The following is a 12,966-nucleotide window of genomic DNA, read 5'->3' on the forward strand; positions in this document are numbered from 1 at the left end:
GCTCATTCAACCGCTGTTGCTTTCCCGCTGAACGACAACGGGAAGAGATTAAAGATGTTTCATTCTAGTGGTCGCCGGACGTTAGCACCCTCTGCCGACAATACGGACTCCAGCCCATTCGTTCGCCCGAATGCGGATGCCAAACCGGACGCGCGGATTTCGCGCGTCCCTCATGGAGTCGTCGTCGATGTTGAAAATCGTCCGGTTAGCACTCGTCCGGCCTTACACGTTCATCGTGCTGGCGCTGCTGATATTGATAGCCGGCCCGCTGTCGGCGCTGCGCACGCCAACCGATATCTTCCCCGACATCCGCATTCCCGTAATCAGCGTCGTGTGGGCCTATGCGGGCCTGCAGCCGGACGACATGGCGGGCCGCATCGTCACCTACTATGAACGCACGCTCGGCACCACGGTCAACGACGTGCAGCACATCGAGTCGCAGTCGTTCCGCGGCTACGGCATCGTCAAGATCTTCTTCCAGCCGACCGTCGACATCCGCACCGCCACGGCTCAGGTGACGTCCGTGTCGCAAACGGTGCTGAAGCAGATGCCGCCAGGCACGACGCCGCCGCAGATCCTGAACTACAACGCGTCGACTGTGCCCGTGCTGCAGATCGCGTTGACGAGCGACAAGCTCGACGAACAGAAGCTCGCGGACTACGCGAGCAACTTCATCCGTCCGCAGTTGCTGAGCGTGCCGGGCGTCGCGATCCCAACGCCATATGGTGGTAAAACGCGCGAAGTGCAGATCGACCTGGACCCGCAGGCGCTGCAGGCGAAGCACCTGTCCGCGCAGGACGTGGCCAGCGCGCTCGCGCAGCAGAACCAGATCGTGCCGGCCGGCACCGAAAAGATTGGCCGCTTCGAATACAACATCAAGCTGAACAACAGCCCGCTCGCGCTGCAGGAACTGAACGACCTGCCGATCAAGACGATCAACGGCTCGACGATCTACATCCGCGACGTCGCGCACGTGCGTGACGGCTATCCGCCGCAGACCAACATCGTGCGGGTGGACGGACATCGCGCGGTGCTGATGAGCATCCTGAAGAACGGCAATGCGTCGACGCTCGACATCATCGCGGGCGTGAAGGCCAAGCTGCCGCGTATCGAAGCGACGCTGCCGTCTTCGCTGCGCATCGTCACGATGGCCGACCAGTCCACCTTTGTCAAAGGCGCGGTGAGCGGCGTGGCGCGCGAAGGCATCATTGCCGCCGCGCTGACCTCGCTGATGATCCTGCTGTTTCTCGGCAGCTGGCGTTCGACGCTGATCATCGCCGCGTCGATTCCGCTTGCGGTGCTAAGCGCGATCGCGGGCCTTTCGATTGCCGGCGAAACGCTGAACGTGATGACGCTAGGCGGCCTTGCACTCGCGGTCGGGATTCTCGTCGACGACGCCACCGTGACGATCGAGAACATCAACTGGCACCTCGAACAGGGCAAGGACGTACGCACCGCGATCATGGACGGCGCCGCGCAGATCGTGACGCCCGCGTTCGTATCGCTGCTGTGCATCTGCATCGTGTTCGTGCCGATGCTGCTGCTCAACGGTATCGCTCGCTTCCTGTTCGTGCCGATGGCCGAAGCCGTGATCTACGCGATGGTCGCGTCGTTCGTGCTGTCGCGCACGTTCGTGCCGATGATGGCCGCGTATCTGCTGCGTCCGCATGCGTCGGGCGGCCACGCATCAGGCGAACTCGCGGCCACGATGGCGGCGCACGGTTCGCGCGATCACGTACCGCGGTCGCGCAACCCGCTGGTGCGCTTTCAGCGCGCGTTCGAGCATCGCTTCGAGCGGACGCGCGGCGTCTATCGCGTGGTGCTCGGCATCGCGCTCACCAACCGGCGGCGCTTCATCATCGGCTTTCTCGCGACGGTGGCGATCTCGCTCGGCGTGCTGACGCCCTGGCTCGGCCGCAATTTCTTCCCGGACATCGACTCGGGTGCGATCGCGATCCATATGCGCGGCCCGGCCGGCACGCGCATCGAGGACACCGCCGATCTCGCCGATCATGTGGAAGACGCGATTCGCCACACCATCCCGCCAGACCAGATTGCCAGCATCGTCGACAACCTCGGTCTGCCGAACAGCGGCATCAACCTCACGTACAACAACAGCGGCACGACCGGTCCGCAGGACGGCGACATTCTGGTGTCGCTGAAGCCCGATCACGCGCCCACCGCGAACTACGTGAAGCAGTTGCGCACGGTGCTGCCGCGCGCGTTCCCCGGCACCAGTTTCGCGTTCCTGCCCGCCGACATCGTGAGCCAGATCCTGAACTTCGGCGCACCCGCGCCGATCGACGTGCAGGTGGCCGGTCCCAACCAGCAGGCGAACCAGCGCTACGCCGTCGAGCTGCTGCGCAAGATCCGGATGATCGCGGGCGTCGCCGATCCGCGCATCCAGCAGGCGTCGAACTATCCGCAGTTCACGGTTTCCGTGGACCGTTCGCGCGCGGACCAGCTCGGCATCACCGAAGCGAACGTGACGGATTCGCTCGTCGCGAGCCTGTCCGGCACAGGGCAGGTCGCGCCGACGTTCTGGCTCAATCCGCGCAACGGCGTGGTCTACCCGATCGTCGCGCAGACGCCGCAGTACCAGCTGACGTCGCTGTCCGCGCTCGACAACCTGACGATCAACGGCGCGGACGGCCAGTCGCAGCTGCTCGGCGCGATCGCGTCAGTGACGCGCGGCGTCGGCGATCTCGTCGTGTCGCACTACAACATCGAGCCGCTCTACGACGTGTTCGCGACCACGCAGGGCAGCGACCTCGGCGCCGTCGCGTCGAGTATCCAGAAGGTGATCCACGCGACCGCGAAGGACCTGCCGAAGGGTTCCACCGTCACGCTGCGCGGCCAGGTGCAAACGATGAACAGCGCGTTCACCGGGCTGCTGTTCGGTCTTGCGGGCGCCGTACTGCTGATCTATCTGCTGATCGTCGTGAACTTCCACTCGTGGGCCGACGCGTTCGTGATCGTCTGCGCATTGCCCGCCGCGCTCGCCGGCATCGTGTGGATGCTGTTCACCACGCACACGCCGCTCTCGGTGCCCGCGCTGACCGGCGCGATCCTGTGCATGGGCGTCGCGACCGCGAACAGCATTCTGGTGGTGAGCTTCGCGCGCGAGCGTCTCGCGGCGACTGGCGACGCGCTCGTCGCCGCGCTCGAAGCCGGCTTCACGCGTTTCCGCCCGGTGCTGATGACCGCGCTCGCAATGATCATCGGCATGGCGCCGATGGCGCTCGGGCTCGGCGACGGCGGCGAACAGAACGCGCCGCTCGGCCGCGCCGTGATCGGCGGCCTGCTGTGCGCGACGTTCGCGACGCTGCTGTTCGTGCCCGTCGTCTTCAGCCTCGTGCATCGCAACGATGGCGTTCAACTCGATCAACCCGACTTCGTTCCAGGAGAATCGCATGTCCACTGAAATCGACGTCCGTTCGCCGCGACGCCTGAACCTGAAGCTCGCCGGCCTCATCGCGCTGCTGGTGGCCGCCGGCATCGTCGCGAGCGGCATTGCGAGCCGCATCCATACGCACGATGAAGTTGCCGCGTGGACCGACGCGCAGGCGGTGCCCACGGTCTCCGCGATCGCGCCGACGCCGCCGGGTGCCACGCAGTCGCTGGTGCTGCCGGGGCGCCTCGCCGCGTACATCAACGCGCCGATCTATGCGCGCGTATCCGGCTATCTGCATGCGTGGTACGCGGACATCGGCACGCCGGTGAAGGCGGGCCAGTTGCTCGGGGTGATCGACACGCCTGACCTCGACCAGCAGTTGCAGCAGGCGCGCGCCGACCTGCAGAACGCGATCGCGAATGAAAAGCTCGCGGCGAGCACCGCGAAACGCTGGACCCAGATGCTCAAGCAGGACTCGGTCTCCGAGCAGGAAACCGACGAGAAGACGAGCGACCTTGCCGCGAAACAGGCCACAGTGGAAGCGCAGCAGGCCAACGTCGCGCGGCTCGAAGCGCTCGAGTCGTTCAAGCGGATCGTCGCGCCGTTCGACGGTGTCGTGACCGCGCGCGATACGGACGTGGGTGCGCTGATCGACGCGGGCGGCGGCAACAAGCCGCAGCTGTTCACGGTGTCCGACGCGCGGCAACTGCGCGTCTACGTGAGCGTGCCGCAAGCGGAATCGGCGGCGATCCGGCCGGGAATGACCGCGACGCTGACCGTGCCCGAACGGCCCGGCATCACGTTCGACGCAAAGCTCGTCGATACCGACGACGCGATCACGCCTTCGTCCGGCACGCTGCTCGTGCAGCTGCTGGTGGACAACAGCAAGGGTCTGCTCGTGCCCGGCGAATACACGCAGGTGCATTTCTCGCTGCCGACGAACCCGAACGCGCTGCAGATTCCCGCGAGCGCGCTGATCTTCCGCGATCACGGGCTGCAGGTCGCCACCGTCGGCTCGAACGATCACACCGTGCTCAAGAACGTGACCATCGCGACCGACCTCGGCACGCGGGTCGTGATCGGTTCCGGGCTCGACAGCGCCGATCGGGTGATCGACAACCCGCCCGATTCACTCGCCAACGGCGACGTGGTGCGTCTCGCGCAGACGCAAACGCAGGGCCAGGGTCAGGCCGATGCGTCTTCCGGCAGCCAGCAGGACGCGAGCCGCGCACCCGCGCCGGAGCCCACGCATGGCTAGCGCATTCAAGACCAGGCTGCACGCGCGCGCGACGCTTGCAGGACTCGTGTTTTCGCTCGCGGCGCTAGGCGGCTGCTCGTTCGCGCCGACTTACCACGCGCCGGCCACAGCGATCCCGACGCACTTCAAGGAAGCAGGCCAGTGGCAACCCGCGCACCCGTCGGACCGCATTCCGCGCAGCGCATGGTGGACCGTCTTCCACGACCCCGTACTCGACGGTCTCGAACAGAAGGTGGCCGCGGCGAACCCCGACGTCGCCGCGGCCGTCGCGCGGCACGACAAGGCGCTCGCGTATGTCGACCAGGCGCACTCGGGCCTGCTGCCGACGATCGGCAGCGAGGTCCAGGTGCAACGCGACCGGCAATCCGAGCGCCGGCCGCTGCGCTTCGGTGCTAAAGAACCCTCTTCCTATGACGCCAACACGGCGCAAGTGGGCTTCGACTACGACCTGGACCTGTGGGGCAAGGTCCGCAACGAAGTGGCCGCGGGCACGGCGAGCGCGCAGGCCAGCGCGGACGATCTGGCGTCGCTGCGCCTGAGCCTGCAGGCGAATCTCGCAAGCGACTACTTCGATCTGCGCGGCCTCGACGAACAGCAGAAGCTGCTCGCGGATGCCGTCGACACTTATCAGCGCGCACTGAAGCTGACGCTGAGCCGGCATCGCGGCGGCATTGCGTCCGGACTCGACGTATCGCGCGCGCAGAACCAGCTGGAAGCCGCGCAAGCCACCGCGGACGACACGCGCGCGCGGCGCGCACTGTACGAGCACGCGATCGCGACGCTGACCGGCACACCCGCATCGCAATTCGCGCTGGCACCGGATATCTCGCAGCCTTATCTGCCGCAGATTCCGACCGGCATTCCGGCAAGCCTGCTGCAGCGCCGCCCCGATATCGCGTCGGCGGAACGGCAGGTCGCAGCCGCGAACGCGAAGATCGGCGTAGCTAAGGCGGCGTTTTTTCCGGACCTGTCGCTCGGGCTCGACGGCGGCTATCAGAGCGATGCGTTATCGCCGTGGATCATGGCGCCGAACGAGATCTGGTCGGTGGGTCCGACGATGCTGTTCACGCTGTTCGACGGCGGCCGGCGCACCGCGATCACACATGAAGCGGAGGCGCAGCTTCGCGTCAACGGCGCGCAGTACAAGGCGACCGTGCTGCTCGCATTCCAGCAGGTCGAAGACAACCTCGCGCTGCTCCACCATCTCGGCGACGAATCCGTTCACGAGCAGGACGCGCTAAGCGCCGCGCAACGCACGCTGACGCTCGCGATGTCGCGCTATCGCGACGGCGTGGTGAGCTACCTCGACGTCGTCACCGCGCAGACCACCGAGCTCGACAGCGAGGTCAGCGCTTCGAACCTCGAAACGCGGCGGCTGGTGGCGTCGGTGCGGCTCGTGCAGGCACTCGGCGGCGGTTGGTCAAACGAACGAACCTGAACGGCAGATGAACATCTTTTCATATTCGTATCGCCGGAGCGCTAGTCGCCCACCACTATCCTGATTCCTGTCCGATGCGCGACTGAAGCCAACCGACGCACCGAACGCACTTCTTTCCAATCTCGCTCTTGATCAGGATGACTAACATGAAATCGTTTACGATGGCTCTCGCAGTGGCAGGTCTCGCAATCTCGGGTTCGGTGTTTGCCCAGAGCAACCCGGCGCCGTCCGGAAACAACACGGCCACCTATCAGGTCGCGCAGGTCGCCACGCCCGGTTATGACGGCCAATGGGTAGCGCCATATGGCCAGCCGGTGCATCAGAAAACGCGCGCCGAGGTGTATCAGGAACTCGTGCATGCCGAGCAGGACGGTCAGCTTCAATATCTGAACTCGACGTTGTACGCACACTGATTCGCGCTAACGCCGGCGGCCGGCCGCGGCTCTTCCCTTCCCCGTCGGTTCCAGCCGCATCGCGCCCATGCCAGTCATGGGCGCTTTCGCTTTCGTCGTCCTTTCGTTGTCCTTCCGCAATCCATCCACTTGCACAGTGAATGTCTGCCCGCGCACAGATGCGCACACCAGACCGTAGACGCCGCAACCACCTTTCCGATACTTTCCGTTCGGTGCAAACGTCAGCTTATTTGCTTGAGCGAAGTTGAAAGCACTAGACGTGCATCCAGAAAGACAAGACCGCGCGTAACGCCGCGGAATAGAGACAACGAAAAGAGCCGAGGGCAACAATGAGAACGAGCACGGGGCTACGATTAATCGTGGTAGCGGGTCTGGTCGCAGCTTTAGCGGGTTGCGGCGGCGGTGGAGGAAGCAGCAGCACGGCGTCGGCTCAGCCGACCTTGAGCGCGGATCAGACGGCATTCGAACAGTTCACGCTTGCGCCCAACGCAACCTACAGCGTTGGCGAGTCGCTGCCGGCTTCGGGTACACCGGCGACTACCGTCAACTATCTGTTCGAGGTGCATGTGTCGATGGCCGCATCGCCTTTGACCGCAGGCCCGCAGAAAGTCACCGAGACCGCCCCTGCCACGCTCGCGTCGACGTTGACCTCCGCGTACATCGTGCCGGGGCGCTACGTGATCAACGGCGCAATCGTCGTGGCCTCGACCACTCAAAGCGTGATCAGCTATCAGGGAACGGGCGTCAGAGTCGACGTGCTGGCGACCGACGGCACGACCGTCGTGGACAGCGTCCTGCGCAGCGGCTACTCGATCGTGCCGTTGAGCGGCACGGTCGCGTCCGCACCCAGCGACCTCGCGCAGTACCTGGGCATGCTCTACTTCAACCCCGCGCTGCTCAATTCGACGACAACGTGGGGCGCCGGCTCGGCGTACCTGAAGCTGAACAACACCGAGATCAACGACAGTTACACGGTTTCGGATTACACCGGCACCACGACCGGCAATACGCCGACACCCGTCGCGACCGGCACGACCATCGCCGCGCTGATGTCCGCCGGCGGCATCCAGTCGACGGTCGACAACACGACGTACACGCTCTCCAACGGCACGGTATCCACGATCAACGGCGTAACGACCTACGTGTCGACGAATGTCCGGCCGAACCTGACGACGCCGGCCTATCGCACCTATTACGAGCTGAATGGCAACGTCTACGAAGGGAGCCTCGTCAAGGCAGGAACGTTGACGGGCGGCAACCCGTACCCGGTCGCGGCAACCGGCACGACGGGCTACACGCTCAACTACTCGCAGAACTATCAGATCCGCCTGAATGCCGCGGCGATTGCCAGCTTGCATGCGGCGGTCACGTTCTAGACGCAATACGTCGCGCCACGACAGAAAGCTGATACCCGAACCGACTGACCGTTTCGATGTGCACATGCGGAAACAGCCTGGCCAGTTTCCTTCGCAACCTCGACACCACCAGGTTGACGCTGGCCGGATCCACGTCGTCCTTCTCGGACCACGCGTACCGCATCAGCTGTTCGCGCGGTACGGGCGTGTTCGCCTGCCGCAGCAGACACTCGAGCAATTGATACTCGCGCCGCGTCAGTGGCAGCCGTTCGTCGCCGTCCACCAGTTCGCGCGTGGCCGCATCGAGCCCGAGCGATGCCTGCAACGACGAGGCATCAGCCGACGCACCCGCCGCGGCGCCGCGCGTGCCCGCGGCTCGATAGAGCGCCATGATCCGCTCGTGAATCTCGATGAACGACCACGGATGCGAGAAGCACGCGTCGGCGCCCATCCGCAGCATATGGACGCGATCCTGCGTGCCGACGCTGCGCACGATCGCGATCACGATCGGTCCGTTCGGCAGCGTCGCGAACGAAGGCAACGCGCTCATCAGCGACGCATGCGCGCCGGGTTCAGTCGCAAGCGCGACGATTGCATCGAAGGGTTCATGGGTCGCGAGGAAGATGCCGTCGCGGTGATCGTCCGCGCGCTGCAGACTGTGCGCGCTTTCCTGGAATGCCTTGTGAAGCCATGCGGCCTCGGCATGCGGTTGGGACACGAGAAGAATACGCATGAGATGGTGTGCCGATGGTGAGTACTTCGACGTTGTTATCTGACCATCCGCGAGCGCACCAGCACGCTCGCGTCAGGCCAAGGTTCTCGACCAGCATTCGACGCTCACGCGCGTGCCCGGATCCGCCGCGCTGATGCGCGCGGTGAAGTCGTGCACGCGCATCACCGCCGACACGACGCTCAAGCCCAGCCCCGAGCCGGCAATATGCCGCGTCGCCTCGCCGCGATAGAAGCGCTGCATCACCGCGTGCCATTCATGCGGCGGAATGCCCGGTCCGTTGTCGACGATATCGATCTGCGGGCCGCGCGCCGTCTGCCGCAGTTCGATCCGCACGGCGCCGCCCTCGGGCGTGAACTTGACCGCGTTGTCGAGCAGGTTGCTCAGCGCCTCGAACAGCAATGCGCGATCGCCATGAATGGCCTCGACCGGTTCGGTCTCCACCGCGAGCGTGATCGCGCGGCTCTCGGCGAGCGGCTCGTAGAGCTCGCAGACGTCGCGGATCAATTCCTCGGGCTGCAGTTCGGCAAACGCGCCGCGCCGCTGCAACGTGCCGATTTCGGAGATCCGCAGCATCGCGCGGAAGCGTTCGAGCAGCTGGTCGGTTTCGGTGCGGGCGCGCGTCAGCATCTCCTGCAATGCGGGGTCGTCCCGTTGCTGCGCGCGCTCGTCGATATGCGCGAGCAGCGTGCGGACGTGCGCGAGCGGCGTGCGCAGGTCGTGCGCGATGCCGTCGCACGCGCCCTTCACTTCGGTCATCAGCCGCTCCACTTCATCGAGCATGTGATTGACGAGGTGCGCGAGCATGTCGAGTTCGTCGCGGCCGCCGGTCGGCAGCCGCTGGTTCAGGTCGCCTTGCGCGATCAGCAGAGTCGCGCGGCGAATCTCGCGCACGCGACGCATCTGCCGCACGCTCAGCGCGAGGCCGCCGGCCACGCCCGCCACCAGACAGAAGATGCCGCCAAAGATCAGCGTCTTCACCAGGTCGTCGCGGATGCGCAGGATATGCGTGAGATCGCGCGCGACCAGCAGCGTGTCGCCGTCGGCGCGCCGGTCGGCCATCGCGCGCACCACGGGCGCGGGGTCGCCGGGACCGACGGGCAGCGTATGCGCCAGTGTGACCGGCGTGCGGTCGAGCGGCAGGCCGGGCGGCAGGCTCATGACGTCGCCGGCAAGACGCTTGCCGTTGGCATCGAAGAGCCCGTAATAGGCCGCGTGCATGTGCTCGCGCTCGATGCGCCGTTCAACGGCATCGGCCACATCGGTGGTCGGGATCGACTTCAGGTAGGTGAGCTGCCAGTCCATCACGATGTCGTTCTGGCGTTCCATCTCGCCAGTCACGAAGCGGCTCATCGCGCCGAACAGCGCCATCACGGAAATGGAAAAGATCAGTCCATAGACCGACAGCAGACGGGAGGTGGTCGTGTGCCAGCGGCGCTCGAGGCCGGTGCCAGGTGCGATAGTCATTGCATGTGTGCAGCGTGTGTCTAGCCGAGGATGTAGCCGGAACCGCGAACCGTCTGGATCATCGCCTTGACGCCCGGCGGATCGATCTTGCGGCGCAGGCGCCCCATGTGGACGTCGATCAGGTTCGTGCCCGGGTCGAAGTGATAGCCCCACACCGCCTCGAACAGCATCGTGCGCGTGATCGTGCGGCCCGCGTGACGCATCATGTATTCGAGCACCCGGTACTCGGTGGGCAGCAGCGCGATTTCCTCGCCGTCGCGGCGCACCTTGCGCGAGATCAGATCGAGTTCGATCGGCCCGACCACGAGCGCGGTTTCCTGCTGCGCGACCGGCGCCGCGCGGCGACGCAGCAGCACTTCGAGACGCGCGACCATCTCTTCCGGATCGAACGGCTTCGTCAGGTAATCGTCGCCGCCTGCCCGCAGGCCGCGCACGCGTTCGTCGACGTCGCCGAGCGCGCTCAGCATCAGCACGGGCGTGGTAATGCCGATGCTGCGCATCGTGGTCAGGATCGTGAGGCCGTCCACGCCGGGCAGCATCCGGTCCAGCGTGATCACGTCGTACTCTTCATTGAGCGCGTGCGACATGCCGTCGCGCCCGTTGCTGATCCAGCGCACCGAGAAGCCGCGGCGTTGCAGCTCGCTGACGATTTCATTCGCCGCGATTTCGTCGTCTTCGATGGTGAGCACTCGCAACATGATGGTGACCTGCGTTGCGCAAGGACGAACCCTGCGGAGCGGTTCCTCGAACGGTCGAGGATACCACCCGGCGCAATCCGGAACGGTGTTCGGTCCGGCGGATCCTCGTCGGGCGCGCGTTGCCCCATGCGCCGCGTCGCCCGTTGTACAGCAATTGCAAGGTTAAGCGGCGCCGGCTGACACGACGGCAACCGTTTCATGAAAATAAATTTAGAAAGCGGGCGCGATGCCCGCTTCGGCCCTGGCCTTCGCCTCAGCCACGCGGCGGCGGCTCGGGGATGTCGAGGTCGAGCAGCGCGCTGCTCACCGACTTGCCGTGCGCGTCGAGCGCGAGCGAGCGCGTCACGCCACCGCCCAGCGCGCGGCGCAGCACGAAGTTGAACGCGCCGAGCTGCGGCAGCTCATGCCGCAGCACCTCGCCGCGCACGATGTCGGCGAGATGCGCCTTCACCCGCTCCGGCGTGACGTGCGCGAGCAGATGCGCGTAGTCGCGAGCGTCATGACAGATCACCGACACGTTCAGCGTGTCGCCCTTGTCGCCGGTGCGCGAATGCGCGAGTACACGCAGCTTCATACCACCTCCACGAGCTGATACCACGGTTCGACGTCGTCGCACGGCAGCAGCACCGACTGCACCGCTAGCACCTCGCGCACCTGCTTCGTCACGCCACCGCCGCCCGCGGGGCCGTTCGTGTACAGCGTCTCGACTTCGTTGCCGATGCGCGCCGCTTCCTCGCGGCTCGCCGCGCGGCCGGCGACGCGCGCGCGCACCTCGAACGGCTCCGCGCCGCCGCTGGCGTTCGCGCCGAGCGTCGGGCCATACAGCGAATCCACGCCGATCAGTTCGAAGCGCAGTTCGCTCGCATCGACGCCCGTCAACGCGAGCCGCTCGCGCACGATCTCGAGCGCGAGCCGCCCGCGCACAACGGCGCCGGAACCGCCATACGAGATCTGCCCTTCGCCGATGTAGCCGTCGAGATACGCAACCGACACCTTCAGCGTGGACGGCTGCGGGTCGCCGCGACCGCCCGACACCCGCACGCGATCCCGGCCCTGCGTCACGACCTTCACGTTGCTGAAGTCCGCGACGACGTCCGGCTGCAGGTAGCGCTTCGGATCGTGGATTTCGTACAGCAGCTGTTCCTTGCAGGTTGCCTCAGTGACCGCGCCACCGGTGTTCGCGAGCTTCGTGATCACGACGCTGCCGTCGTCCGACACCTCGCCGATCGGAAAGCCGAGCCGCGCGAGCGACGGCACGTCCTTCACGCCCGGGTCCGCAAAATAGCCACCGGTGATCTGCCCCGCGCATTCGAGCAGATGCCCGACGACGGTTGCCTGCCCGAGCTTGTCCCAGTCGTCGAAACGCCAGCCGAACTCGTGGATCAGCGGCGCCGCGAACAGCGACGGGTCCGCGACGCGCCCCGTCAGCACGATGTCCGCGCCCGCCTCGAGCGCGGCGACGATCGGCGCCGCGCCGAGGTACGCGTTCGCCGACACGATCCGGTCGGCGTACGCGCGCACGCGGTCGCCGCTTTCCTCGAAGCGGAAGTCGCCGTCGAGCACGCGCTCGAGCACGTCGTCGCCGAACACGGCCGCGACCGTCAGCTTCGTCAAGCCCAGTTCGCCGGCGATATACGCGGTTTCCTGCGCCGCCGCGAGCGGGTTGGCCGCGCCCATGTTGGAGATGATCTTCACGCCCTTGCGCGCCGCGATGGGCAGCACCGCGCGCATGCGGGCTTCGAGCAACGGGTCGTAGCCAAGCTCGGGATCGTCGCGCCGCGCCTGCTGGGCGAGCGCGATGGTACGTTCCGCGAGACATTCGAAGACGAGATAGTCGAGCGCGCCGTGCTCGGCGAGTTCGACGGCCGGTTCGAGCCGGTCGCCGGAGTAACCGGCGCCGGCGCCGAGACGCACGATGCGTCGGGGATTGGCAGCTGTCATGCTGGGTCAGCTCACTAGTCCATCGCGTCATTGAAATGGCACCGGGCGAATTCGCCGCGATGGATCGTTGTACTTCCATTTGATCGGTTTCGGATTCTTGTTGTGCTCACGGATATAGCGCATCAGTTTGCGATCCAGATCCTTAACGGTGGTGAAGACGCCTCGCGCGATTACGTCGCGCTGGATACGCGCGAACCAGTTTTCCACCTGATTTAGCCAGGAGGTATAGGTCGGTGTGTAATGCAGCCGCACGTTGCAGTGTTGCTGCAGAA

At 65.7% G+C, this 12,966-nt stretch carries 11 protein-coding genes; 5 read left to right on the forward strand and 6 right to left on the reverse strand.

Annotation, left to right across the window (positions count from 1 at the left end):
• The first annotated feature begins 187 nt into the window (after nucleotides 1-187).
• The 5 genes from DVS29_RS34790 to DVS29_RS34810 all read left to right on the forward strand — a co-directional run bounded on the left by DVS29_RS34790 (nucleotide 188) and on the right by DVS29_RS34810 (nucleotide 7,879).
• Nucleotides 188-3,424 (forward strand): efflux RND transporter permease subunit, encoded by a 3,237-nt coding sequence (locus tag DVS29_RS34790; RefSeq protein ID WP_118185568.1) that lies wholly within the window; start codon nucleotides 188-190, stop codon nucleotides 3,422-3,424.
• On the forward strand, nucleotides 3,414-4,652 hold the full coding sequence (locus DVS29_RS34795; RefSeq protein WP_118185566.1) for an efflux RND transporter periplasmic adaptor subunit: 1,239 nt from the start codon (nucleotides 3,414-3,416) through the stop codon (nucleotides 4,650-4,652). Before DVS29_RS34790 ends, DVS29_RS34795 begins: the two co-directional genes overlap by 11 nt.
• On the forward strand, nucleotides 4,645-6,090 hold the full coding sequence (locus DVS29_RS34800) for an efflux transporter outer membrane subunit (RefSeq protein ID WP_118185541.1): 1,446 nt from the start codon (nucleotides 4,645-4,647) through the stop codon (nucleotides 6,088-6,090). The genes DVS29_RS34795 and DVS29_RS34800 overlap by 8 nt, the downstream gene beginning before the upstream one ends.
• A gap of 146 nt (nucleotides 6,091-6,236) precedes the next feature.
• On the forward strand, nucleotides 6,237-6,503 hold the full coding sequence (locus tag DVS29_RS34805) for a DUF4148 domain-containing protein (RefSeq protein ID WP_205962583.1): 267 nt from the start codon (nucleotides 6,237-6,239) through the stop codon (nucleotides 6,501-6,503).
• A 440-nt stretch (nucleotides 6,504-6,943) separates the two neighbouring features.
• Nucleotides 6,944-7,879, forward strand: a complete 936-nt coding sequence (locus tag DVS29_RS34810) for a hypothetical protein (RefSeq protein ID WP_240655958.1) — start codon at nucleotides 6,944-6,946, stop codon at nucleotides 7,877-7,879.
• Here the strand turns inward: DVS29_RS34810 and DVS29_RS34815 are convergent.
• The 6 genes from DVS29_RS34815 to DVS29_RS34840 all read right to left on the reverse strand — a co-directional run.
• A complete protein-coding gene (locus DVS29_RS34815) occupies nucleotides 7,869-8,591 on the reverse strand; it encodes a winged helix-turn-helix transcriptional regulator (RefSeq protein ID WP_118185546.1) in 723 nt (240 codons plus the stop codon). The genes DVS29_RS34810 and DVS29_RS34815 overlap by 11 nt on opposite strands.
• Before the next feature lie 72 nt (nucleotides 8,592-8,663).
• Nucleotides 8,664-10,055, reverse strand: coding sequence for a sensor histidine kinase (locus DVS29_RS34820; RefSeq protein ID WP_240655959.1), 1,392 nt, complete (start codon nucleotides 10,053-10,055; stop codon nucleotides 8,664-8,666).
• Nucleotides 10,056-10,075: 20 nt separating this feature from the next.
• Nucleotides 10,076-10,753, reverse strand: a complete 678-nt coding sequence (locus tag DVS29_RS34825; protein WP_118185548.1) for a response regulator transcription factor — start codon at nucleotides 10,751-10,753, stop codon at nucleotides 10,076-10,078.
• Nucleotides 10,754-11,006: 253 nt separating this feature from the next.
• Nucleotides 11,007-11,327 (reverse strand): AtuA-related protein, encoded by a 321-nt coding sequence (locus DVS29_RS34830; protein WP_118185550.1) that lies wholly within the window; start codon nucleotides 11,325-11,327, stop codon nucleotides 11,007-11,009.
• The gene (locus DVS29_RS34835; RefSeq protein ID WP_118185552.1) at nucleotides 11,324-12,694 is read right to left on the reverse strand and encodes an acyclic terpene utilization AtuA family protein; all 1,371 of its coding nucleotides are present in this window, start codon (nucleotides 12,692-12,694) and stop codon (nucleotides 11,324-11,326) included. The genes DVS29_RS34830 and DVS29_RS34835 overlap by 4 nt, the downstream gene beginning before the upstream one ends.
• Before the next feature lie 27 nt (nucleotides 12,695-12,721).
• A partial coding sequence (locus DVS29_RS34840) for a transposase (protein ID WP_205962584.1) occupies nucleotides 12,722-12,966 on the reverse strand: 245 nt, incomplete at its 5' end.

Origin of the sequence: Paraburkholderia phosphatilytica, from assembly GCF_003443895.1 — a bacterium.
In the GTDB taxonomy this organism is placed as follows: domain Bacteria; phylum Pseudomonadota; class Gammaproteobacteria; order Burkholderiales; family Burkholderiaceae; genus Paraburkholderia; species Paraburkholderia phosphatilytica.